Here is a 22,631-nt window from a genome sequence, read left to right on the forward strand (position 1 = left end):
TTCATTGTTTTTATGACTCGCAAGCTTCACGTGGCCAGGGCCGGTGAATGATTTTTATGGATCGAGTGCTTGCATTTTTCCCTTGCGGGTCTGTCAATTGAAGGTGAAAACTGAGCCGATAGCTGTACATTCTGCCAATCGGTGCGATTATCGCCCGTCATCTACTCCGAGGCCTGGATTGAAGTGATGAACAAGCCTGACCTGCCTTCGATTCCAGTGTTCAAGCTCTACGGTGAAAGCCTGGATTGGCCGACCCCGGACTTGCTGCACTGTGAAACCATTTCCAAACGCAGTCGCGAACATCATTGGGAAATCAAACCCCACCGCCACGCTGATTTGTGCCAGTTGCTCTTCGTATTCAAAGGTCAGGCCGAGCTTGAAATCGAAGGCAAGCGAACGCAGCTGGTGGAACCGGCCATCCAGATCCTGCCACCGCTGTCGGTGCACGGCTTTCGCTTTTCCGAGGACGTGGAAGGGTTTGTCGTGACCCTGGCCGCGCCGCTGATCGCCCACCTGCAGATGCAGTTGGGGCAATCGGTCAATGCCTTGGCCCAGTCCGAAAGCTACCCGGCAGGCAAGGACGCCGAGTACCTCAACAGCTTGTTCAGCGCCTTGCAGAACGAATACACCAGCCACCAACCGGCGCGGGAAATGCTCATGCATTCGCTGGTCAGTGTGATCGTGGTGTGGGTCAGCCGCCAGGTGATCCAGCGTCGCACCGCCATGGCGCGACCGCAGCGGGCCCGGGAATACCTCAACGGGTTTATTCAGTTGGTGGAAGAGACCTATCGCCAGCACGTCAAGGTCGAGGATCTGGCGCACCGGCTGGGGATTTCCGTGTCCCACCTCAACGGCACCTGCCGTGAGCTGGCGGGGCAACCGGCGTTGCAGATCATGCACGAACGGCAATTGCTGGAGGCCAAGCGTTTGCTGACCTACACCAGCATGACCATTTATGAAATGTCCGACGTTTTGGGGTTTTCCGATCCGACCAACTTCACGCGCCTGTTCCGGCGTCGTGTGGGAATTTCGCCCAAGGCGTTCCGCGACCGCCTGAAGGCCGATCAGGGCAATGAAGCCTGACCCCCTTCGTTACCGGAGGGCGTTGAGGGTGGCGTTATGGGGGATGCAGCGTTCGAAGTTGCAGCTCGCGGCTTCGCGGGGCAGGTTGCGCAGTTGCTCGACGCGCCAGGCCGCAGCGCCATAAAGCCCGAGCGTGACCGCACAGGTGATGAAAATCGCGAGGTATCTTCTTGTTCTGATGTTCATGGCGTTGACCTCTGAACGAATACCTTTCGGTATTACTTTGAGCATAGGTCAGTGCCATTGAGTTGCCAGCAATAGCGCGGTATTCAGAACACTGATCACCCCTGTGGGAGCGAGCCTGCTCGCGATGGCGTCGTGTCAGTCAGCAACCCTTTTTGAATGATCCACCGCTATCGCGAGCAGGCTCGCTCCCACATTTTCGATCCGGTTACAGGCCGATATCCCACGCCGGTTCCTCCGGAAACCTCACTACCAGAAAATCCAGCAAGCTGCGCAGCGCCGCCGGCATGTGCTTGCGCGAGGCATACACCGCATACACGTTCATTTGTCGGGGTTCGGCCGTCGGCAGCAGGCGAATCAACTCGCCGCTGTGGATATGCACGCCAGCCTGATACGTGGGCAGCATCGCCACCCCGGCACCGGCGATCGTTGCGCGCAGCAGCGTGCTGGCCTCGTTTGCGCTGATGTTGCCCTGCACCGGTACAGAAACCTGCTCGCCGTCCTGCTCGAAATGCCACAGGCTTTTGCCGAAGTAGGAATGGGTCAGGCAATTGTGCAGGCTCAGGTCCTCGACCCGTAGCGGCGCAGGGTGCTCGCGCAGGTAAGCGGGGGAGGCGCAGATCACCGAGCGGCAAACCGTCAGGCGGCGGGCGATCAGGTTCGGATCCAGGTCGTTGCTGGTGCGGATCGCCAGGTCGATGCGCTCATCCACCAGGTTCACGGTGCGGTCGAGCATCTGCATATCGATGCTGACACCGGGGTAACGCTTGACGTAGGCGGCCATGGCATCGGCCAGTTGTGCCTGACCGAACGAAGTGCTGACGCTGATCCGCAGCAATCCGCGCGGTGCGTCATCCGGTTCGCTGACGGCGGCTTGCATGTCGGTGGACAAATCGAGCATCTGCCGACAGCGGGGCAGGATCTCGTTGCCGGCGGCGGTCAGGCTCAACTTGCGCGTGGTGCGATGCATCAGGCGCGCGCCGACCCAGTCTTCCAGTTCCGCCAGATACCGCGACACCACCGGCCGTGACAGCTCCAGATGATCGGCGGCGGCCGACTGGCTGCCGAGGTCGACCACCGTGACGAATACACGCATTGCTTGAAGACGATCCATGATTTGCCCGCTTTCAGAAACAAACTATGTTCAAGCATCGCATTTTTTGTACTGAGTCAGGCAACTAAGCTCTGTTCCACTGTAGGAGCGAGCTTGCTCGCGATGGTCGTTAACGATAACGCGGGTTACCGGTTAAACGTGGCGTCTTCGAATCCATCGCGAGCAAGCTCGCTCCTACAAAGGACTACGACAACTATTGGATTACGGAGCAACAGATGATCGGTTTCACCACCCTCAAGCGCGTTTTACTGACCACCGCTCTCGGTTTTGCCGCCCACGCCAGTGCATCTACGCTGACGCTGGATGTCTACAACCCCGGCGAAAAAGCCATCTTCCCGGTGACCTCGGTGCTGGTCAGTGGTGAGAAGGAAGCGATCCTGGTGGATGCGCAATTCGGCAAATCCCAGGCCGAACAGGTGGTGGAAAAAATCCGCGCCAGCGGCAAGCAACTGACCACCATCTACATCAGCCACGGTGACCCGGACTATTACTTCGGCCTCGATACCCTGACGGCTGCGTTCCCCAAAGCCAAGGTCCTTGCCTCGCAGCCGACCGTCGACCACATCAAGCGAACCGTCGACGGCAAACTGGCGTTCTGGGGTCCGAAAATGGGCGCCGATGTGCCGACCAAAACCATCGTGCCGGGTGTGCTCAAGGGCGACAGCCTGATCCTCGAAGGGCAGAAGTTGCAGGTGGTGGGTCTTGAGGGCCCGCAGCCTGATCGCAGTTTTGTGTGGATTCCGTCGATCAAGGCGGTGGTCGGAGGCGTGGTTGTGGCAGAAAACATCCATGTCTGGATGGCCGATACCCAAACTCCGCAGTCCCATGCCGATTGGTTGGCTACGCTGCATGCCATTGAAACCCTGAAACCGCAAACCGTGGTGCCGGGCCACTACCTCGGCGAGAGCGATCGCTCCCTGGCAGGCGTGCAGTTCACAGCCGCTTACATCAAGGCCTTCGACGAGGAAACCGCCAAGGCCAAGGATTCCGCCACGCTGATCGCGGCGATGAAAAAGCGCTTCCCGACCCTGGGTGATGAAAGCTCCCTGGAACTGAGCGCCAAGGTCGCCAAGGGCGAGATGAAATGGTAACCCGCCTCAACTGAAATCCAAGAAGCTCAACCCACTGGAGAACGTCATGAGCAAAATCGCAATCATCGGTGCCACCGGTCGTGCCGGTAGCCAACTGCTGGAAGAGGCGCTACGTCGTGGCCACAGCGTTACCGCCATTGCCCGCGACACATCGAAAGTCGATCCGCGTGAAAGTGTGGTCGGCAAGGCCGTCGATGCCCTTGATGCCGCTGCGTTGCAAGCTGCAATTGCGGGCCATGACGTGGTTATCAGCGCGGCGCATTTCGCCACGCTACCTGCCGGCGCAGTCGTTGGCCCGGTGAAAAAAGCCGGGGTCAAACGCCTGCTGGTGGTGGGCGGGGCGGGTTCGCTGCTATTGCCCGATGGCACTCGAGTGATCGATAGCGAAGGTTTCCCTGAGGCTTACAAGGCAGAAGCCAGTGCCGGTGCCGAATTCCTCGCCAACTTGCGTGAAGAACGGGATCTGGACTGGACCTTCCTGTCGCCATCGGCCGAATTTGTCGAGGGTGAGCGCACCGGGAAATTCCGCCTCGGTCAGGATGATTTGCTGGTGAGCAGCGAAGGGCGCAGCTGGATTACCTTTGCCGACTACGCAATTGCAATGCTCGACGAAGTGCAAGCGCCGAAGCATTCGCGGCAGCGGTTTACTGTCGGGTACTGAGTTCACTGATCACCTGTAGGAGTGAGCCTGCTCGCGATGGCAGCGGAGCAGCCAACATTGATTTTGAATGTGAAGCCGTCATCGCGAGCAGGCTCACTCCTACAATGTGGGGCATCAGAGTTATACGGTTTTACCGCGACTGCGCCTGCTCCACCAACCAGCCCATCAATTCACGCAATTTCGGCGAAGGCCCGGGTTTGTCGGGGAACACCAGGTAATACGCCAGTCCCGTTGTTACCTTCAAATCGAATGGCATGACCAGCCGCCCGGCGTTCAGGTCATCGCCGATCAGCGACCAGTCGCCAATCGCCACCCCCGTTCCCTGGGACGCCATCGACATCGCCAGGTCCAGTGTTTCGAAATGCTGGCCCTTGCCGACATTGGTCAAATGCACATCCGCGGCTTTCAACCAGGCCTTCCAGTCCCGCTCGTCGCGGGTCGGGTGCAGCAACAGGTGCTGCTGCAGATCGGCCGGGGTCTGCAGGGGCATGGGGCCTTCGAGCATCGGTCTGGAACACACCGGCGTGAGTTGTTCGTCGAAGAGTTTTTGCGACATCAATGAATCGTCCGGCGGTGCGCCGTACATCACCGCTGCATCGAACTGCTCGCGATGAAAGTCGACCCCGTGCTTGACCGTGGTGGTCAGTTCCACCGGCACGTCCGGGCGTTCCCTTTGCCATTGCAACAGGCGCGGCAGCAACCAGCGCATGACGCAGGTCGGTGCCTTGAGCTGCAGGGTTTCACGCTTCTCGCCGATCTGCTCAACGGCCTCGTCGATCAGGCCGAAAATCTGCTGGACCCGGGGCAGCCATTCCCGTCCCTCGGCTGTCAGATCCAGGCCTCGGGCCAGGCGGATGAACAACTCATAACCCAGATGATCTTCCAGCCCGGCGATCTGCCGACTCACCGCGCCCTGGGTGATGTGCAGCTGTTCGGCGGCCCGGGTGAAATTGCAGCACTGCGCGGTAATCAGAAAGGTGTGCAGCGCCGGCAGGGGAGGCAGTCGTTTCATTGGGATCCAAGGTATGACGTGAGGACATGGCTAGTATGACTTTTTATCCATTGTTGCGGCTACCTGTCGCCCGTTCCAATGAGGCCATTCCCGGGCCTGCGAATCCATCATAAACACAGCGCACGCCCGGCGTCTCAAACGAACAAAAAGGGCAAAGACATGGCGACGTGCGGCGAAGTATTGGTCAAGTTACTCGAAAACTACGGGGTCGAGCAGGTGTTCGGCATTCCGGGGGTGCATACCGTGGAGCTGTATCGCGGGCTGGCCCGTTCGAGCATCAACCACGTCACGCCGCGCCATGAACAGGGCGCCGGCTTCATGGCCGACGGCTATGCCCGCACCAGCGGCAAACCGGGTGTGTGCTTCATCATCACCGGCCCAGGCATGACCAACATCACCACCGCCATGGGCCAGGCCTACGCCGATTCGATCCCGATGCTGGTGATCTCCAGCGTGCAATCGCGCAGCCAGTTGGGCGGCGGTCGCGGCAAGCTGCATGAGCTGCCGAATCAGGGCGCACTGTGTGCCGGTGTCGCGGCGTTCTCCCACACCCTGATGTCGGCGTCGGAATTGCCGGGCGTGTTGGCCCGTGCCTTTGCGCTGTTCCAGGCGGGTCGTCCGCGTCCGGTGCACATTGAAATTCCGCTGGATGTCCTGGTTGAAGAGGCCGACGACTTGCTCGCCAGCCTGCCGGTCAACATCGACCGCGCCGGTGCTTCGCCGAGCGCCGTGTCGCGCATGACTGAATTGCTGGCCGGTGCCAAGCGTCCGCTGATTCTCGCCGGTGGCGGTGCCATCGACGCGGCTGTCGAGCTGACTGAACTGGCAGAGCTGCTGGACGCGCCGGTCGCCCTGACCATCAATGCCAAGGGCATGCTCGCCTCCGGCCACCCACTGCTGATCGGCTCTACCCAGAGCCTGGTCGCCACCCGTGCGCTGGTCGCCGAGGCCGACGTGGTACTGGCCATCGGCACCGAACTGGCCGAGACCGACTACGACGTGACCTTCGCCGGTGGCTTCGAAATTCCTGGCAAATTACTGCGCGTCGATATCGACCCGGACCAGACCGTGCGCAATTACCCGCCGCACGTGGCACTGGTGGCCGACTCGCGCAACGCCGCCCAGGCTTTGCTCAGCGCGCTGTCGCACAAATCCCTGGCCGAGCGCAGCAACGATTGGGGGCAGGTACGCGCTGCTCGTCTGCGTGAAGACCTCGCCGCGAACTGGGACGCACCGACCCTGGCCCAGACCCGCTTCCTTGAAACCGTTCTGCAGGAATTGCCGGACGCGGTGTTCGTCGGCGATTCGACCCAACCGGTGTACACCGGCAACCTGACGTTCAACCCGGAGCGTCCGCGTCGCTGGTTCAACTCGTCCACCGGTTACGGCACCCTCGGCTACGCCTTGCCGGCGGCGATTGGCGCCTGGCTGGGTGGCCGCGTCGAAGGTGGCGCGCGTCCTCCGGTGGTGTGCCTGATCGGCGACGGTGGCCTGCAGTTCACCCTACCGGAACTGGCCAGCGCCGTTGAAGCGCGCACTCCGGTGATCGTGCTGCTGTGGAATAACCAGGGCTACGAAGAGATCAAGAAATACATGGTCAACCGCGCCATCGAGCCGGTGGGCGTGGACATCTACACCCCGGACTTCATCGGGGTGGCCAAGGCATTGGGTTGCGCCGCCGAAGCGGTCAGCAGTGTCGAGCAACTGCGCGGCGCATTGCGTGTGGCCACCGACCGCCAGGGCCCGACCCTGATTGAAATCGACCAGACCCAGTGGATGCAGGCGGTGTCGAAATGACTTTCCCTACGACCCTGGATGGCCTGTACATCAACGGCCAATGGTCGGCCGGCAACGAACACCTGCGGGTGATCAACCCGGCGACCCAAGCCCTGTTGACCACCGTCAATGGCGGCGATGAGCGCGCCGTTGATCAAGCCGTGAGCGCGGCGACCCAGGCGTTCGCCGACTGGTCGAAAACCACGGGCGCCGAACGCGGCGCGATCCTGCGCAGAATTGCCGCGGGGGTGCAGGCCAATCGCGAAAAACTGATGTACTTGCAGTCGAGCAACAACGGCAAGCCGCAATTCGAAGCCGCGATCGACGTCGATGATGTGATCGCCACATTCGAGTATTACGCCGGTCTGGCCGAAGGGCTGGATGCGAAACAGGACAGCGCCATCGAGCTGCCGACCGACGACTTCAGCGCGCGTTTGCGCCGCGAGCCGTGCGGTGTGGTCGGCCTGATCGTGCCGTGGAATTTCCCGATGGTCACCACCGCCTGGAAACTCGCCCCGGCCCTGGCCGCCGGTTGCTGCGTGGTGCTCAAGCCTTCGGAAGTGACGCCGCTGCCGGAGCTGGAACTGGCGGCGATCATCGCGCAAGCCGGGTTGCCTGCGGGCGTGTTCAACCTGGTGTGCGGCACTGGCCTCGCGGTTGGCGCTCCGCTGTCGGCAGACTCGCGCATTGCGAAAATTTCCTTCACCGGCAGCAACGCAGTCGGCGTACAGGTCATGCAACGAGCGGCGGAAACCGTCAAGGGCGTGAGCCTGGAACTGGGTGGGAAATCCTCGCTGCTGGTGCTGGCCGATGCCGATCTCGACCTGGCGGTGGAAGTGGCCTGTGGCGGTGGTTTCTTCAACGCCGGGCAGATGTGCTCCGCCACCAGCCGCGTGCTGGTCGCCGATGAACTGGCCGATGAATTCCTGACCCGCGTGAAGGCCCGTGCCGAAGCGATCCGCGTGGCCGACCCGTTCGACCCGAACGTGGAAATGGGCGCGCTGGTCAATCAAGCGCAATACCAGCGCGTGCTCGGTCACATCGATCGTGGCTTGAGTGCCGGTGCCAAGCTGGTTTGCGGTGGCAATCGCCCGGCCGACCTGCCACGCGGATATTTTTTGCAGCCGACGGTGTTCACCGAAGTGCCCCTCGACAGTGCGCTGTGGTGTGAAGAGATTTTTGGCCCGGTGATCTGCGTGCGCCGTTTCGCCTGCGAGGCCGAAGCGATTGCTCTGGCCAACGACAGCCAGTTTGGCCTGGTTGCCAGCGTGGTGACGCGCAATGCACAGACCGCTGACCGCGTCGCCAACGCCTTGCAGGCGGGGCTGGTGTGGATCAACGCACCGCAAGTGATCTTTCCGCAGACCGCCTGGGGCGGCTACAAGCAGAGCAGCATCGGCCGTGAGTTGGGGCCGTGGGGCTTGCAGGCTTTCCAGGAAATCAAACACGTGATCCGGGCCGTCTGACGCCTGTCACTGTGTAGGAGCGAGCTTGCTCGCGATGGACGTCAACGATAACGCGGGGAGTCAGACAGCCCGCGTCGTTCATGCCTCATTCGCGAGCAAGCTCGCTCCTACAGGAGGCATGCGCTGGCGTCATGGCTTCAATGAGTTTTTATCGATAGTCAGGTGTTTTACACGACCTCAGGATGAACTCGCTGGTTCAACCAAACCCCCGAAAATAGAGGGGCTAACGCTGATCCAGTCGCGCGGATGCAACAGTTTCGACCTGCCTTATACCTACAAAAACAAAGGGAGTCCGTAATGGGCGAGCATGATCTGAACAGACGTCAATTTATCAAGACCGTGGGCGTAGCCTCGGTTGCAGCGGCCGCCATGAGCATGCCGTTCATCAAGGCCAATGCCAGCGACACACGTTTTGCCGGCAAGACTCTGCGTTTGCTGACCTGGTCCGATGACACCGGCCTGGCCGCACTGCGTAACATCGCCGCGACTTTCGAAGACAAGTACGGCTGCAAGGTCATCGCCGACCGCACCGGCAGTACCTCGGAAATGGTCGCCAAGCTCAAGGCCGGCGGTGATCGTCCGCAGTACGACATCATCACCCTGGCAGGCGTCGGCGCCGAAGGTCTGGCCGCCGCGAACCTGCTGGAAAAACCCGACCTCAACCGCATTCCCAATCTCGTCGATGTACCGGAGAAATACCGCACCGGCGCCAATGGCCACGGTATCGGTTACCTGCTGTGGTGCAACAGCCTGGTCTACAGCACCCGCACCCAGAAAGAAGCCCCGACCAGCTACGCCTCCCTGTGGGATGCCGACGCGGCGCCGAACATTTTCCTGCCGCCGCCGAACTGGACCGAGGCCATGGACCTGATCATCATCGCCGCCAAACTGGCCGGTGGTGACGAACACAACATCGAACCTGGCTTCAAGAAACTCGCCGAGCTGAAGGATCGTGTGGTGACCCTGGGCGAAAACCCGAACCAGATCGCCGAATTGTTCCGTACCGGTTCCCTGGACATGGGCGGCCTTTACGCACCAGCGTTCTTCCCGAAACAGATCCGCGATCCGGCCTACGGCCTGGGCGCCACCTTTGGCATGAAGGAAGGTTTCTACACCGACCTGATGCTGTCGGTGATGCCGAAGAACCGTCCGGGCGATACCGACATGGCCTACGCCTTCATCAACCACTCCCTGGACCCGCTGGTGCAAGGCAAGATGGCTGAAGACATCTACAACGGCCCGGTCAACGCCAAGGCGATCATCTCCGCTGAAGCACGCAAGAGCCCGTACATCCTCACGCCGGAGCAAATTGCCGAGAAGGCGATCATGCACGACAACGCTTTCCTGGCGACTGTGCATGACCAATGGATTCGTCGTTACACGGAAATCTTTTCTTCCTGATCGAGTGACGTACACAGGATCTTCAAACACTGAAGATCCCCTGTAGGAGTGAGCCTGCTCGCGATTGCGCACTGACATTCACCAACAATGTCGGCTGACAGATCGCCATCGCGAGCAGGCTCACTCCTACAAGGGGCCGGGGTGTCCTGAGGACCTGTGTCTGTCAGCTGCTTTCCATTGACGAGACCCTTTGCTATGGAACACCAACCTTTGACCCATTCGGTCAGCGCCGCTGAGTCGCGCCCGAGTCGGGGTGTTTCGCCGACCGCGCGCGCCTGGTTTTTCCTCTCGCCGTCGATGCTGTTTCTCGGCGTGCTGATCGCCGCGAGCCTCCTGGTACTGCGCATGAGCGTGGGCACCAAGGGCGCGGAGTGGTCCGGGTTCAGCCTGGCCAGTTACGCCCAGTTGCTGGAACCCTATTACCTCAAATCGCTGATGCTGACCCTGCGCCTGGCGCTGATCAGCGCGGTGATCGCAGTGATCCTGGCGATCCCGGTGGCCTACACCATGTCGCGCCTGACCTCGCCGTTCGTGCGACGGATCTTCCTTGCGGCGGTGTTGTTGCCATTGCTGGTCAACCTGTTGCTGCAAAGCTATGGCTGGCTGGTGATCCTCGGCCCTGGCGGCATGCTCAACCAGGCACTGATGGGCCTGGGCCTGATCAAGCGCCCGATCATGCTGCTCTACAATCAGAACGGCGTGTTGATGGGCCTGGTGCAAACCGCTTTCCCATTGGCCGTGTTGCCGATTGCCAGCGCCATGCGCGGCGTCGCCCGCAGCTACGAAGAAGCGGCCGCCACCCTGGGCGCCAGTCGCTTCCAGGTGTTTCGCCAGGTGGTACTGCCGATGAGCCTGCCGGGGATCATTACCGGTGCGACCCTGGTGTTCGCCTATAACGCCAGCAGTTTCGTGGTGCCCTTGCTGCTCGGTGGCCGGCGCGTGCCGATGCTGGCGGTGATGGTGCATGACCAGATTGCCCCGCTGATGAACTGGCCCGCCGCCTCCGCTGCCGGCGTGGTGCTGATCGTCACCACCCTCGCGATCATGACCCTGTCCGAATACATCACCGGCCGTCGTCGGCGCATGCTGGAGGCTTCGCAATGAGTACCCTGACCAAGAAGCGTCAGCTGTTGCCGGGTGATACCGGCAAGTTTGCCGGCATCCTTTCCGGCTTCATCCTGCTGCTGGCGGTACTGCCGATCCTGACCATGATCGTGATGTCGTTCAGCGGCGCGTCGAACCTCGACTTCCCGCCGAGCAGCTACAGCCTGCAATGGTACAAGGCCGCCTGGCACACTTTCGTGTCGCCGGACGCCAGTGACGTCCTGAGCCTCGGCCAGGCCATGAGCACCAGCCTGCTGGTGTCGTGCCTGACCATGATTTTCGCCACGATCATCGCGGTGCCGGCGGCCTACGCGCTGACCCGTTGCGAGTTCCGCGGCAAGGCCGTGGCACTGCAACTGATGTCGCTACCGCTGGTGTTCCCGATGGTGGTGCTGGGCCTGGCGTTGCTGCTGGTGTTCGACAGCCTGCCGTTCCACATGACCACCTCGCGCCTGGTGATCGCCCACGTGATCCTCGCGTTGCCGTTCGTGGTGAAAAACTGCACGGCGGCGATGCTCTCCATCGGCAGCGAAGTCGAAGAGGCCGCGCAAATGCTCGGCGCTTCACCGCTGCGGGCGATTGTCGATGTGGTGGTGCCGTTGATGAAGTCGGGGATCCTGGCGGGCATGCTGCTGGCGTTCATCGTCTCGTTCAACGAATTCACCGTGACCTACTTCCTCTACACCATCGATGTGATGACCGTGCCGATCTGGATGTACAGCCGCACCGTGTCTTCGCTCGACCCAACCGTATTTTCGTTTGCCGTGCTGATCGTGCTGATCGACTTCGTCCTGATCTGGGCGCTGGAGAAGCTGGTTGGTGAAGGTGGCGTTTCGTTCTGATTTCTTGAGGTGATTCACATGTCTGGTCTGATTCTGGAAAACGTCGAGAAACATTACGGCTCGGCCTGCGCGGTAACGGATGTGAACCTGCATTTGCCCGAGGGCAAACTGGTGTGTTTCCTCGGCCCTTCGGGCTGCGGCAAGACCACCTTGCTGCGCATGATCGCCGGCCTTGAAACACTGACCGCCGGCGAGATCCGCCTGGACGGCGAAGACATCGGCAACACCCCGGCGCACCTGCGCAACTTCGGCATGGTGTTCCAGTCCCTGGCGCTGTTCCCGCACATGACCGTGGGCGAGAACATCGCCTATCCGCTGAAACTGCGTGGGGTCAGCAAGGCTGACCAGCAGGCGCGGGTGGTGGAGTTGCTGGAACTGATCCAGCTGCAACAGATGATCAATCGCCCGGTAGCCAAGCTGTCCGGCGGCCAACGCCAGCGTGTGGCGATTGCCCGGGCGATTGCCTCGCACCCGAAAATCCTCCTGCTCGACGAGCCGTTGTCGGCACTGGACGCCAAGCTGCGCGAGTCGATGCAGGTGGAAATCCGTCAACTGCAACAACGCTTGAACATCACCACCATCATGGTGACCCACGACCAGCGCGAGGCCATGACCATGGCCGATATCGTGGTCGTATTGGGTGAGCACAAGGTGCAGCAGGTGGGCACGCCGATCGAGATCTACCGGCACCCGGCCAACGAATTCGTCGCGGACTTCATCGGCTCGGGCAACATCTTCCCGGCCACGGTGCTGGGCAACGGCAAGGTCAGCTTGCCAGGCGGCGATGCGCTGCAAGTGCCGATCTGCAGCAGCATTGTGGTCGGTGAAAAGGTGAAGATGTTGATTCGCCCGGAAGACCTGCAACTGTCGGCTCCGCAGGCGACCGCGGGCAACCGCTTGCTGGGCAAGGTGACGTTCGTGCGGGATATCGGTGCGACCATCGAGACCACGGTGGAGTGTTCCGGGGTGTCGTTTACCGCGCTGAGCACGCCGTGTCAGGGCTTTGGCTTGAGCGTTGGGCATCCGGTGTCGGTGACCTTGCCGGTGGAGGCTTGCCGGGTACTTGGGGCCTGATCCGGATTTGATGTTGGCTTCACTGGCCTCATCGCGAGCAGGCTCGCTCCTACAATGGATCTGAGGTGTTCACGAATGTTGTGTTCACTGGAGATCAATTGTGGGAGTGAGCCTGCTCGCGATAGGGCCGGCACAACCCACACAAATTCTGGATCAAACTGACAACCGCAACCGCGCCAGATCCCTTAACGGTGGAGCCCCGAACAACCGGCTGTACTCCCGGCTGAACTGCGACGGACTTTCATACCCGACCCGATACCCCGCCGCCGAAGCCTCCAGCCCTTCGGCCAGCATCAACCGCCGTGCTTCCTGCAGGCGCAATTGCTTCTGATACTGCAACGGACTCATCGCCGTCATCGCCTTGAAACGGTGATGCAGCGTCGACACGCTCAGGTTCACTTCCTTGGCCAGATCATCGATGCGCAACGGCTGTTCGAAATTGCCGTTGAGCCATTTGATCGCCTGGCTGATGCGGTGGCTCTGACTGTTGGCGATGGCGATTTCGTACAGCCGATGTCCCTGTTTGCTGCGCAACAGTCGATAGAGAATCTCCCGGCGAATCAGCGGCGCGAGCATGGCGATGTCTTTTGGCGTGTCCAGCAACCGTGCCAGGCGCAGCACGGCGTCGAGCATCGCGGTGTCGAGTTTTTCGACATACAACCCGCGCCCGGTCGGCCGGGTGGGCACGCCGAGGGGCCCGGCGTCGGCGATCAGTGCAGTGATTTCAGTTGGGTCGATGTCCAGGCGCAAGGCCAGGATCGGTTCCTCGGGCGAGACATCCACCACCCGTCCACTGAGCGGCATCGAGACCGAGACCACCAGGTAGTTCAACGGGTCGTAATTGAAGTACTCGTTGGCCAACTGAACTTCCTTGCGCCCCTGGGCCATGATGCACAGCGCCGGTTGCGCGAGCACCGGGGCGAACTCGTGGGACTGGCTGTGGCGGGACATGAACAGCGAGCCGATGGCCGTGGCATAACTGCCATCTTCGGCGGTGTTGCGGCGGATGATGGCCGCCAGTTCCGCGCGCTGTTTTTCCATGTCGGTGTCCAGCGGGGCTTGAAAGTGATCGAGCGACGACATGCGAGGCATCCTCGGCAAGGCATGGAAGGAATGGAGCAGAGCATAAGTTTGTGCAAGCGGCAGCGGTAGACACATCCTGCCAGATGCTTGCCTGATTCTGCCCGGGGTCCACCGGCGGTGTAGCTACCAGAGCCATGTGCCTGAAAAACTTGCTTGAAACTCGTATGGCAGAACCGTGACAGGGTTTTACAGCTTGTTACAGGCTGGCGATGCAGTTTCGCAGGATTGTGCAACGCACCGGCAGGAATCGACTAACGAGACAGGCGCCTGCGCCCTTAACCTTTGATCCTGTCGCAGCCCGTCCCCCGGCTGCCACGCAACTCCCCGGGAGGGTTGAACATGTCCACGCAAATCCCCGTCAGTCATATGGCCTTCGTTCGAGCGCGCGCCGGGCGTTCGGCGGAACTCGGTGTGCGCCTCAGCGCCCTGATCGAACCGTCCCGCGCAGCGCCAGGCTGCCTGAGCTTTGCCTTGCAGCATTCGCAATGCGATCCGGAGTTGTGGCTGGTGTCCGGTTTCTGGAGCAATCAACAGGCCATGACCGCGTACTTCAGCACGCCTGCGATGGAGATTTTTGCCGAGCTGGTGCAGGAGCTGGTGGTCAACAGTCTGGATTTCCACACCTTCAAGGATGTCTCGGCGGCGCAGGCTCTCGGTCAGTCTGGACTGGCGGTACACAAACTGGCCGGTTGAGGGTTTAATGACGGCATTCTCAACCAGCCAGGATGCGCGACATGGCACGTAAAGCCTTTGAACACTTCGAAGCTGTTTCCGCTGTAGTACCGGGCGAGGGTGGTTACCACGCCGCTATCGCCGTCAAGGCGCTGGGTGGTTCCGGCGCCCCGCGTTTTCACAAAGTGCTGGAAGGGCAGATCTTCAAGACCGCTCACGAGGCCGATGATGCGGCCGCCAAGGAGCTGACCCGCCTCAAGGACGTCAAGGAAAACACCGACCTGCTCTGGTGATTCTCACCGTCCCGGGCGGTACATCTTGAACAACGCCTCAGGCCCCAGCTGGAAATAATCCGCCGGCCCGCCGCCGCGCAGAATCGGTTCTGCCGCGGCGGTGTCGTACACCCCGTCTTTCAAAAGCCACTTGGCGATATGCACGGCGACCACTTCGCCGAGGATCAGCCAGCTCGGCACCACATTGCCGTCCGCCCGTTGCAACTGGATGATCTGCGTGACCCTGCACTCGAAGGACACCGGGCTCTCGGCCACCCGCGGCACCTGAATGACCTTCGAGGCAGCGGTCGTCAGCCCGGCGAGTTCGAACTCGTTGACCTCAGGTTTGACCATGGCGCTGCTCTGGTTCATCTGCTCGGCCAGCGGCCGGGTGGCCAGGTTCCAGGCGAACTCGCCGGTCTGTTCGATGTTGTTCAGGCTGTCTTTGCGCCCGACGCTGGAAAACCCAATGATCGGCGGGATGTAGTTGAAGGCGTTGAAGAAACTGTAGGGCGCCAGGTTCAAGCGGCCCTCGGCATCCTGTGAAGAGATCCAGCCGATGGGGCGCGGGCCGACGATGGCGTTGAATGGATCGTGGGGCAGGCCGTGGCCGTTGGCGGGTTCGTAGAAGTGGATGGCGTCGGGCATGGGGATTTCCAGAACTTGCGGGAGACGTTCATGGTGCAAGCATGCGCCGCAGATTTCCAGTCAGATGAAGATCACTGTAGGAGCGAGCTTGCTCGCGATAAACCTGAGAGCGCCGCGGGGCACCTGCCAACCAACGTTATCGTTGACGACCATCGCGAGCGAGCTCGCTCCTACAGGGTTTTGAGGTCGAGCTGTGAATTTCCCTCCACGATCAGCCGATAGCTTCAGCGCTACCGGTTTTGTCGAAACCGTCCGAGGCATAGGTGCCCGAGTGGCTGCGTTCGATGGCGGCGCTGGCATCGGAGCCGAAAGAGGCCGAGCCGGTTTTGTCGTAACCATCGGCTGCAAAGGTATTGGCAGCCAGCAAGGAAAGGGTCAGAGCAAGGATCAATCGGATATTCATGACAGGTACTCCAGGTACGTTCGCTTTGGATACGTTCAGGCACTCTTTCGAGACCTGTAACGGATATACGTGCGTCCTGTCGATAGGGATGCACTCAGCAGCAGGCTGCTGCCGGTGCATTAACCGATGATTATCCTGGTGGAGGCGCAGACGAACGGTGCCCTTCGCGAGTTCGTTCGCGAAGGGCCTTGGTGCTCACCGTTGCGGTGAGCGTCGATTGGCGATCAGTCCGTCACGATCCGCGAATGCTTGCGGGTGTCTTTCATGGTGACGTACACCAGCAACGACACGGCGATGCACGCGGTCACGTACCAGTAGTAACCCGTTTCCATGCCGATGCTCTTGAACCACAGCGCGATGTATTCAGCGGTGCCGCCGAAGATCGAGACGGTCAGTGCGTACGGCAGGCCCACGCCCAGGGCGCGGATTTCGGTCGGGAACAGTTCGGCTTTCACCACGGCGTTGATAGAGGTGTAGCCGCTGACGATGATCAGCGCCGCCATGATCAGGAAGAACGCGCCCCACCAGGTCGTAATGGTGTGCAGGGTGGTGAGGATCGGTACGGTGAACAGCGTGCCCAGAATGCCGAAGGCAATCAGGATCGGCCGACGACCGATTTTATCCGACAGCCCGCCGATGATCGGTTGCAGGCACATGAACAGGAACAACGTGGCGGCGGAAATGGTGGTGGAGTCGGAAATGCTCATGCCGACGGTATTCACCAGGTATTTCTGCATGTAGGTGGTGTAGGTGTAGAATGCCAGCGTACCGCCCATGGTCAGGCCGACCACGGTCATCAGTTCCTTGGGGTGGCGCATCAAGGTGCGCATCGCGCTTTCCTTGGCTTTTTCTTTCTTGGTGAACGACTCGGTTTCTTCCATGCCGCGACGCAGGTACAGCGCAACCACGGCACACAGCGCGCCGATGGCGAACGGGATGCGCCAGCCCCAGGCGTACAGCTGCTCGGTGGTCAGGAAGTTCTGCAGGACAATCAGCACCGCCAAAGCGATGAGCTGGCCGGAGATCAGTGTCACGTACTGGAAGCTGGAGTAGAAGCCGCGACGTTCCTTGGTCGCCATCTCGCTGAGGTAAGTGGCGGAGGTGCCGTATTCGCCACCCACCGACAGGCCTTGCAGCAAGCGCGCGAACACCAGCAGGATCGGCGCGCCGATGCCGATGACTTCATAGCTCGGGCTCAGGGCGATCAGCAGCGAGCCGAAGCACATCAGGTACACCGAGGCCATCAGGGCCTTTTTGCGCCCGACCTTGTCGGCATACAGACCCATCAGCCAGCCACCGATCGGACGCATCAGGAAGCCCACGGCGAAGATCGCGGCGGTGTTGAGCAATTGGGCGGTGGTGTCGCCTTTGGGGAAAAAGGTCTTGGCGAAATACAGGGAGAAGGCGGCGTAGACGTACCAGTCATACCACTCGACCATGTTGCCGACAGAACCGCTGAAAATCGATTTGATGCGACTGGCGGTGGTTCTTTCTTTAGCCGGCGTGGCAGCCGACCCAAGGGGCAGGGCGTTGGAGTTATCCATTGAAGGATCCTTCATTTAATTGTTTTTGTGGAGCGCGATTAAACGCAGCCTGCCAGGGCTATAGCAGGAGCTGTGCCAACGGGGAGAGGGCCGGTTTAGAGGGGTGATGACGTTTCGTTGAGCGGAAATCCGCTTATCTGTGGTTGGTGGTGAGCGGAAAATTGCTCAAGTGTTGCTGTGGTTGTACCGGTCTCATCGCGAGCAGGCTCACTCCTACAATGGATCGGCGTACATCAAACCACTGTAGGAGTGAGCCTGCTCGCGATGAGGCCAGAGCAGACGCCACAAAAATCAGGCCTCGGGCAAAAACATCTCCCGACTCAACCCATGCCGCTGCATCTTTTCATTGAAGGTCCGGCGCGGCAGTTGCAGTTCTTCGAGCACCGCTTTCACATCGCCCTTGTGCCGGGTCAATGCCGCACGCAGGCATTGCGCCTCGAACGCTTCCTGCTGAGCCGCCAGTGACTGGCCGGGCTCGATGCCCAAGGGCTCCGGTTCACCGAGCCCCAATACCTGACGCTCGGCGACGTTCGCCAGTTCGCGCACGTTGCCCGGCCAGTCATGGCTCAGCAGGTGGCTCAACTGCGCACCGCTCAACGGTGGAAATTTGCGTCCCAGGCGTTCGGCGGCGTTTTGCGCAAAGGATTCGAACAGCAGGGGTATGTCTTCACGGCGTTCGCGCAACGGCGGCAAGCGCAACTCGGCAACGTTCAAGCGATAGGCCAGGTCTTCGCGAAAACGTCCGGCCCGCGCTTCGTCGAGCAGGTCCGGTTTGGTCGCGGCAATGATGCGCAGATCCACGCGGATACTCTGGTTCGAGCCCAGTCGTTCAAGCTTTTGCTCCTGCAACACCCGCAGCAGTTTCACTTGCTGGGCCAGCGGCATGCTTTCGATTTCATCGAGAAACAGCGTGCCGCCGTCGGCGTACTCGAGTTTGCCGATGCGCTTGCCGGACGCCCCAGTGAACGCGCCGCTCTCGTGGCCGAACAGCTCGGCCTCGAACAATTGCTCGGGGATGGCCGCGCAGTTGAGCGCGACAAAGGGCTTGTCGGCCCGCGGCCCGAAGTCATGCAGGCAACGCGCGACCAGCTCCTTGCCGCTACCGGTTTCGCCGCGAATCAGCACGTTGACCGGCAGTGCTGCCAGGTCCAGAACTTGCCGACGCAGGGTCTGCAAACCCCGGGACACGCCGAGCAGCGTGGCATCCAGTTTGGCGCGGTTGTCCGCCTGCTCGTGCAGCGCACGGTTTTCCAGCACCAGTCGGCGTTTGTCGAGGGCGCGGCGCAGGCTGCCGAGCAGGGTTTCCGGGGTGAAGGGCTTTTCGAGAAAATCGTAGGCACCGTCGCGCATGGCCTCGACGGCCATCGGTACATCGCCGTGGCCGGTCAGCAGGATCACCGGCAAATCGGCATCCCGGCGTTGCACCTCGGCCAGCAGTTCCAGACCGGTCATGCCGGGCATGCGCACATCGCTGAGAATCACCCCGGCAAAATGCCTGGGCAACTGCGCCAGGCATTCATCGGCGCGGCTGAACAGCTGCACCTCGAAACCCGACAGGCTCAACCATTGCTCGACGGCACTGCGGATGCTGCTTTCGTCGTCGACCACGATCACTGAGTTCAGCATGGTTCATGCACCTCCAGGTCGATGGGCAAGGTCAGGGTAAACACCGCCCCTTTGTCATGATTTTCGGCACTCAAGCGCCCGCCGGACTCGTGAACGATGGCGAATGACACCGCCAGCCCGATGCCCAGGCCTTCGCCCACCGGTTTGGTGGTGAAGAACGGATCGAAGACCTTGGGCAGGTTCTCTTCGGCGATACCGCCACCGTTGTCGATCACGCTCAGGCGCCACAATTGTTCGTCGGCTTCGAGGCGGATTTCCAGGCGTTTGCAGGGTTTGTCCTGCATGGCATCAAGGGCGTTGCGCAGCAGATTGATCAGCACTTGTTCCAGGCGAATCGCATCGCCACGCACCCAGGCCGGGCGGGTCAGGTGCAGCACGGTGCTGACCTGTTCGTCGCGCAGCCGGGTGTCGAGCAGTTGCAGCGACTGGTCCACCACCGCCGCCAGGTCCAGGCGTTCGCGTAAACCGCTGGGGCTCTTGCGGGCGAAGGTTTTCAGGTGGCCGGTGAGGGCGGCCATGCGTGTGAGCATTTCATCCACCGGTTTGAGCGCCTTGTAGGCGTCGTCGACCCGGCCATGGTCGAGCAGCAGGCGCAAGGTAGCCAGCTGCATGCGCTGGGCGGTGAGCGGCTGGTTGATCTCATGGGCCAGGGCGGCGGACATCTGCCCCAGCGCCGCGAGTTTGGCCGATTGCACCAAGCCTTCCTGAGCGGTGCGCAAGTCGCGGGTGCGCTCTTCCACCAGTTGTTCGAGCTCTTCACGACTGCGCTGACGCAGTTTGGCCAGGCGCCAGCGCTGATTGAGAAACAGCAGCAGGAACACCAGCGTCAGCCATAGCCCGGCCGCGGCGAGGGCGGCGTTGCGGCTGTCTTCGAAGGCGACCTGCGGGCGCCGCAGCAGGTGAAGGGTCCAGCCCTCGGTAGTCAGCGGCAGGGATTCCCACAGGTAATCCGCCTTGCCGTCCGGGCCATCGACCCGCGCCAGGTCACTGTTGTCGTCGAAGCGCCGCAACGATTGAAACTCAAGCGGTGTCAGCGGCTGCTTGTCGTACTGGCGAGTGCTCTTGAGTTCGGCATGATCGCTGTCGCTCAGCGGCTTGAGCAGGCGATAGCGCCAGCCCGGCTGGTTGGCGATGAAGATGATTCCGCGGGCATCGCTGACCAACAAGGTGTCGCTGCCCTGACGCCACTCGCGTTCCAGTTCGGGGAATTCCAGCTTTACCACCATGGCGCCGAGGAACTGGCCATCGTCATCGCTGACCGCGCTGGAGAGGAAGTAGCCGGGAATCCCGCTGGTCACCCCCACGGCGTAGAAGCGCCCGGTGCCCTGGGTGCGGGTCTGATTGAAATAGGGACGGAAACCGTAGTTGTGGCCGACATAACTGCTGGGCAAACGCCAGTTGCTCGCTGCTACGGCAAGGCCGGTGCGATCGAGCAGTTCCAGGGTCGAGGATTGGGCGGCACCGTTGATCTTTTCCAGTTTTCGGTTCAGGGCATCCTGTTGCTCGGGGCTCACCGCCCCTTTGAGCGCCGAGCGCAGCTCCGGGTCCAGCGCCAGCACGGCGGGCAGGGCGCGGTAACGTTCGATCAGGGTATGCAGGGACGTGGCATACAGCGCCAGTTGCTGATTGGCGCGCGCTGCGTCTTCGACCATTGACTGGCGCACGGTGTGGCGCATGGCCAGAGTCGCGGCGATGGCGGCACCGGCGATGATCAATAGGGTGTAGAGCGCCAGGCGCAGGGGTCGGGAGGTCGTCAACATGCAGTGAACAACAGGCAAAAATGGGGGAAGGCACCATAGCATGCGAAGGACGCTCTTCTCTCGCCGGAGTACAGTTATCCGGCCGAAAAAAAACCGGTCTGTCGTTGCCGACAAACCGGTTTATTCAGCGGAGCTGAGTGCCGTTTACTGCACTTCCACCGCCAGGCTTTCACTGATCTTTTTCTGCCAGATGGCAGGACCGGTGATGTGTACCGACTCGCCCTTGCTGTCGACCGCAACGGTCACAGGCATGTCTTTTACGTCGAACTCGTAGATCGCTTCCATGCCCAGTTCGGCGAAAGCGACAACGCGGGATTTCTTGATCGCTTGCGCCACCAGGTAAGCCGCGCCACCGACAGCCATCAGATAAACGGCTTTGTGGTCCTTGATCGCTTCGATCGCGGTAGGGCCGCGCTCGGATTTGCCGATCATGCCCAGCAGGCCGGTTTGCTCGAGGATCTGACGGGTGAACTTGTCCATCCGCGTCGCGGTGGTCGGGCCAGCCGGGCCAACCACTTCTTCGCGCACCGGATCAACCGGGCCGACGTAGTAAATGAAGCGACCCTTGAGGTCCACCGGCAGGGTTTCACCCTTGTTCAGCATCTCGACCATGCGCTTGTGCGCAGCGTCGCGACCGGTGAGCATCTTGCCGTTGAGCAGGACGGTCTCGCCCGGCTTCCAGCTCTGCACGTCTTCCGGGGTCAGGGTGTCGAGGTTGACGCGACGAGCCGACGGGCCGGCTTCCCAGACGATTTCCGGGTAGGCGTCCAAAGGTGGCGCTTCCTGGGCAACCGGGCCGGAACCGTCGAGCACGAAGTGCGTGTGACGGGTGGCGGCGCAGTTCGGGATCATGCACACCGGCAGCGAAGCGGCGTGGGTCGGGTAATCCATGATCTTCACGTCGAGCACAGTGGTCAGGCCACCGAGGCCCTGGGCGCCGATGCCCAGCTGGTTGACCTTCTCGAACAGCTCCAGGCGCATTTCTTCGATGCGGTTCTGCGGGCCACGGGCTTTGAGCTCGTGAATGTCGATGGATTCCATCAACACTTCCTTGGCCATCACCGCGGCTTTCTCGGCGGTGCCGCCGATGCCGATGCCGAGCATGCCTGGTGGGCACCAGCCGGCGCCCATTTCCGGGACGGTTTTCAGAACCCAGTCGACGATCGAGTCTGACGGGTTGAGCATGGCCATCTTCGACTTGTTCTCGGAACCGCCGCCCTTGGCCGCCACGTCCACTTCCACGGTGTTACCCGGAACGATGGAGTAGTGGATGACTGCCGGGGTGTTGTCCTTGGTGTTCTTGCGAGCGCCCGCCGGGTCGGCGAGGATCGAAGCACGCAGGACGTTTTCCGGCAGGTTGTAGGCGCGACGAACGCCTTCGTTGATCATGTCGTCCAGGCTCATGGTGGCGCCATCCCAGCGCACGTCCATGCCCACGCGGACAAACACGGTCACGATGCCGGTGTCCTGGCAAATCGGGCGGTGGCCGGTGGCGCACATGCGCGAGTTGATCAGGATCTGTGCCATCGAGTCGCGGGCCGCTGGCGATTCTTCGCGCAGGTAGGCCTCGTGCATCGCCTGGATGAAATCCACGGGGTGGTAGTAGGAAATGAACTGCAGGGCGTCGGCAACGCTCTGAATCAGGTCGTCTTGCTTGATCACGGTCATGAGTCGCGCTCCTCTAAAAGACGGGAACATTCAATAAGGTGCTTGCAGCTTGGGTGCATCGGTCGGTTGCAAGCACCTTTCAAGGCACGCCGGGGAAGCTGGCGCGACGCTAAAAAGGCGCGGCAGTATACCGCGCCTCGCGGACAGG

Annotated in this window: 21 protein-coding genes; 11 read left to right on the plus strand and 10 right to left on the minus strand. The window is 61.3% G+C overall.

Annotation, left to right across the window (positions count from 1 at the left end; all coding sequences use genetic code 11):
• Positions 1–186: 186 nt before the first annotated feature.
• Positions 187–1,083 (plus strand): helix-turn-helix domain-containing protein, encoded by an 897-nt coding sequence (locus tag ACM6J5_RS23345; RefSeq protein WP_095943864.1) that lies wholly within the window; start codon positions 187–189, stop codon positions 1,081–1,083.
• Between the two features lie 9 nt (positions 1,084–1,092).
• On the opposite strand, the gene ACM6J5_RS23350 is transcribed toward ACM6J5_RS23345, so the two are convergent.
• Positions 1,093–1,269 carry a hypothetical protein gene (locus tag ACM6J5_RS23350; RefSeq protein WP_007978514.1) on the minus strand — a complete coding sequence of 59 codons (177 nt, stop codon included), beginning with the start codon at positions 1,267–1,269 and terminating at the stop codon, positions 1,093–1,095.
• A 205-nt stretch (positions 1,270–1,474) separates the two neighbouring features.
• Entirely contained in the window at positions 1,475–2,380 is a 906-nt protein-coding gene (locus ACM6J5_RS23355; RefSeq protein WP_414929419.1) for a LysR family transcriptional regulator, read from the minus strand.
• A gap of 215 nt (positions 2,381–2,595) precedes the next feature.
• Between ACM6J5_RS23355 and ACM6J5_RS23360 the strand changes: the two genes are divergently transcribed.
• The gene (locus ACM6J5_RS23360) at positions 2,596–3,471 is read left to right on the plus strand and encodes an MBL fold metallo-hydrolase (RefSeq protein WP_414929420.1); all 876 of its coding nucleotides are present in this window, start codon (positions 2,596–2,598) and stop codon (positions 3,469–3,471) included.
• Positions 3,472–3,517: 46 nt separating this feature from the next.
• A complete protein-coding gene (locus ACM6J5_RS23365; RefSeq protein WP_414929421.1) occupies positions 3,518–4,132 on the plus strand; it encodes an NAD(P)-dependent oxidoreductase in 615 nt (204 codons plus the stop codon).
• Between the two features lie 130 nt (positions 4,133–4,262).
• Here ACM6J5_RS23365 and ACM6J5_RS23370 read toward each other — a convergent pair whose 3' ends face one another.
• Positions 4,263–5,144, minus strand: coding sequence for a LysR substrate-binding domain-containing protein (locus ACM6J5_RS23370; protein ID WP_095942822.1), 882 nt, complete (start codon positions 5,142–5,144; stop codon positions 4,263–4,265).
• 159 nt (positions 5,145–5,303) lie between these two features.
• On the opposite strand from ACM6J5_RS23370, the gene ACM6J5_RS23375 reads away from it, so the two are divergent.
• From ACM6J5_RS23375 to ACM6J5_RS23400, 6 genes are all read left to right on the plus strand, one after another.
• Complete coding sequence (locus tag ACM6J5_RS23375) at positions 5,304–6,941, plus strand: 5-guanidino-2-oxopentanoate decarboxylase (protein WP_095942821.1); 1,638 nt, start codon at positions 5,304–5,306, stop codon at positions 6,939–6,941.
• On the plus strand, positions 6,938–8,386 hold the full coding sequence (locus ACM6J5_RS23380; protein WP_414929422.1) for an aldehyde dehydrogenase family protein: 1,449 nt from the start codon (positions 6,938–6,940) through the stop codon (positions 8,384–8,386). The genes ACM6J5_RS23375 and ACM6J5_RS23380 overlap by 4 nt, the downstream gene beginning before the upstream one ends.
• A gap of 297 nt (positions 8,387–8,683) precedes the next feature.
• Entirely contained in the window at positions 8,684–9,787 is a 1,104-nt protein-coding gene (locus tag ACM6J5_RS23385; protein ID WP_095942819.1) for an extracellular solute-binding protein, read from the plus strand.
• Between the two features lie 195 nt (positions 9,788–9,982).
• Entirely contained in the window at positions 9,983–10,891 is a 909-nt protein-coding gene (locus tag ACM6J5_RS23390; RefSeq protein WP_150673674.1) for an ABC transporter permease, read from the plus strand.
• Positions 10,888–11,733: an ABC transporter permease gene (locus ACM6J5_RS23395; protein WP_095942817.1), complete on the plus strand. Its 846-nt coding sequence runs from the start codon at positions 10,888–10,890 to the stop codon at positions 11,731–11,733. The genes ACM6J5_RS23390 and ACM6J5_RS23395 overlap by 4 nt, the downstream gene beginning before the upstream one ends.
• A gap of 18 nt (positions 11,734–11,751) precedes the next feature.
• The gene (locus tag ACM6J5_RS23400; protein ID WP_095942816.1) at positions 11,752–12,807 is read left to right on the plus strand and encodes an ABC transporter ATP-binding protein; all 1,056 of its coding nucleotides are present in this window, start codon (positions 11,752–11,754) and stop codon (positions 12,805–12,807) included.
• 153 nt (positions 12,808–12,960) lie between these two features.
• Here the strand turns inward: ACM6J5_RS23400 and ACM6J5_RS23405 are convergent, their stop codons facing one another.
• The gene (locus ACM6J5_RS23405; protein ID WP_150728061.1) at positions 12,961–13,890 is read right to left on the minus strand and encodes an AraC family transcriptional regulator; all 930 of its coding nucleotides are present in this window, start codon (positions 13,888–13,890) and stop codon (positions 12,961–12,963) included.
• A 339-nt stretch (positions 13,891–14,229) separates the two neighbouring features.
• On the opposite strand from ACM6J5_RS23405, the gene ACM6J5_RS23410 reads away from it, so the two are divergent.
• Together ACM6J5_RS23410 and ACM6J5_RS23415 are read left to right on the plus strand one after the other, a co-directional pair.
• On the plus strand, positions 14,230–14,583 hold the full coding sequence (locus tag ACM6J5_RS23410) for a putative quinol monooxygenase (protein WP_150673673.1): 354 nt from the start codon (positions 14,230–14,232) through the stop codon (positions 14,581–14,583).
• 41 nt (positions 14,584–14,624) lie between these two features.
• Complete coding sequence (locus ACM6J5_RS23415) at positions 14,625–14,855, plus strand: hypothetical protein (RefSeq protein WP_095942813.1); 231 nt, start codon at positions 14,625–14,627, stop codon at positions 14,853–14,855.
• A gap of 3 nt (positions 14,856–14,858) precedes the next feature.
• Here ACM6J5_RS23415 and ACM6J5_RS23420 read toward each other — a convergent pair whose 3' ends face one another.
• The 6 genes from ACM6J5_RS23420 to ACM6J5_RS23445 form a co-directional block, all read right to left on the minus strand.
• Positions 14,859–15,482, minus strand: a complete 624-nt coding sequence (locus ACM6J5_RS23420; protein ID WP_095942812.1) for a flavin reductase family protein — start codon at positions 15,480–15,482, stop codon at positions 14,859–14,861.
• A 211-nt stretch (positions 15,483–15,693) separates the two neighbouring features.
• A complete protein-coding gene (locus tag ACM6J5_RS23425; protein WP_095942811.1) occupies positions 15,694–15,885 on the minus strand; it encodes a hypothetical protein in 192 nt (63 codons plus the stop codon).
• Positions 15,886–16,109: 224 nt separating this feature from the next.
• On the minus strand, positions 16,110–17,429 hold the full coding sequence (locus ACM6J5_RS23430; RefSeq protein ID WP_414929423.1) for an MFS transporter: 1,320 nt from the start codon (positions 17,427–17,429) through the stop codon (positions 16,110–16,112).
• A 291-nt stretch (positions 17,430–17,720) separates the two neighbouring features.
• Complete coding sequence (locus tag ACM6J5_RS23435; RefSeq protein ID WP_414929424.1) at positions 17,721–19,055, minus strand: sigma-54-dependent transcriptional regulator; 1,335 nt, start codon at positions 19,053–19,055, stop codon at positions 17,721–17,723.
• Positions 19,049–20,815: a sensor histidine kinase gene (locus tag ACM6J5_RS23440; RefSeq protein ID WP_150673671.1), complete on the minus strand. Its 1,767-nt coding sequence runs from the start codon at positions 20,813–20,815 to the stop codon at positions 19,049–19,051. Before ACM6J5_RS23440 ends, ACM6J5_RS23435 begins: the two co-directional genes overlap by 7 nt.
• A gap of 144 nt (positions 20,816–20,959) precedes the next feature.
• Positions 20,960–22,483, minus strand: a complete 1,524-nt coding sequence (locus ACM6J5_RS23445) for a fumarate hydratase (protein WP_056726089.1) — start codon at positions 22,481–22,483, stop codon at positions 20,960–20,962.
• Between the last annotated feature and the right edge of the window lie 148 nt (positions 22,484–22,631).

The organism is Pseudomonas sp. IT-P74, assembly GCF_949768175.1.
GTDB lineage: Bacteria > Pseudomonadota > Gammaproteobacteria > Pseudomonadales > Pseudomonadaceae > Aquipseudomonas.

Coding starts and splice junctions, on each gene's coding strand:
- ACM6J5_RS23445 (WP_056726089.1), bottom strand. CDS start 22,483: ATGACCGTGATCAAGCAAGACGACCTGATTCAGAGCGTTGCCGACGCC.
- ACM6J5_RS23420 (WP_095942812.1), bottom strand. CDS start 15,482: ATGCCCGACGCCATCCACTTCTACGAACCCGCCAACGGCCACGGCCTG.
- ACM6J5_RS23380 (WP_414929422.1), top strand. CDS start 6,938: ATGACTTTCCCTACGACCCTGGATGGCCTGTACATCAACGGCCAATGG.
- ACM6J5_RS23410 (WP_150673673.1), top strand. CDS start 14,230: ATGTCCACGCAAATCCCCGTCAGTCATATGGCCTTCGTTCGAGCGCGC.
- ACM6J5_RS23430 (WP_414929423.1), bottom strand. CDS start 17,429: ATGGATAACTCCAACGCCCTGCCCCTTGGGTCGGCTGCCACGCCGGCT.
- ACM6J5_RS23350 (WP_007978514.1), bottom strand. CDS start 1,269: ATGAACATCAGAACAAGAAGATACCTCGCGATTTTCATCACCTGTGCG.
- ACM6J5_RS23440 (WP_150673671.1), bottom strand. CDS start 20,815: ATGTTGACGACCTCCCGACCCCTGCGCCTGGCGCTCTACACCCTATTG.
- ACM6J5_RS23370 (WP_095942822.1), bottom strand. CDS start 5,144: ATGAAACGACTGCCTCCCCTGCCGGCGCTGCACACCTTTCTGATTACC.
- ACM6J5_RS23415 (WP_095942813.1), top strand. CDS start 14,625: ATGGCACGTAAAGCCTTTGAACACTTCGAAGCTGTTTCCGCTGTAGTA.
- ACM6J5_RS23360 (WP_414929420.1), top strand. CDS start 2,596: ATGATCGGTTTCACCACCCTCAAGCGCGTTTTACTGACCACCGCTCTC.
- ACM6J5_RS23365 (WP_414929421.1), top strand. CDS start 3,518: ATGAGCAAAATCGCAATCATCGGTGCCACCGGTCGTGCCGGTAGCCAA.
- ACM6J5_RS23385 (WP_095942819.1), top strand. CDS start 8,684: ATGGGCGAGCATGATCTGAACAGACGTCAATTTATCAAGACCGTGGGC.
- ACM6J5_RS23395 (WP_095942817.1), top strand. CDS start 10,888: ATGAGTACCCTGACCAAGAAGCGTCAGCTGTTGCCGGGTGATACCGGC.
- ACM6J5_RS23390 (WP_150673674.1), top strand. CDS start 9,983: ATGGAACACCAACCTTTGACCCATTCGGTCAGCGCCGCTGAGTCGCGC.
- ACM6J5_RS23435 (WP_414929424.1), bottom strand. CDS start 19,055: ATGCTGAACTCAGTGATCGTGGTCGACGACGAAAGCAGCATCCGCAGT.
- ACM6J5_RS23425 (WP_095942811.1), bottom strand. CDS start 15,885: ATGAATATCCGATTGATCCTTGCTCTGACCCTTTCCTTGCTGGCTGCC.
- ACM6J5_RS23405 (WP_150728061.1), bottom strand. CDS start 13,890: ATGTCGTCGCTCGATCACTTTCAAGCCCCGCTGGACACCGACATGGAA.
- ACM6J5_RS23355 (WP_414929419.1), bottom strand. CDS start 2,380: ATGGATCGTCTTCAAGCAATGCGTGTATTCGTCACGGTGGTCGACCTC.
- ACM6J5_RS23400 (WP_095942816.1), top strand. CDS start 11,752: ATGTCTGGTCTGATTCTGGAAAACGTCGAGAAACATTACGGCTCGGCC.
- ACM6J5_RS23375 (WP_095942821.1), top strand. CDS start 5,304: ATGGCGACGTGCGGCGAAGTATTGGTCAAGTTACTCGAAAACTACGGG.
- ACM6J5_RS23345 (WP_095943864.1), top strand. CDS start 187: ATGAACAAGCCTGACCTGCCTTCGATTCCAGTGTTCAAGCTCTACGGT.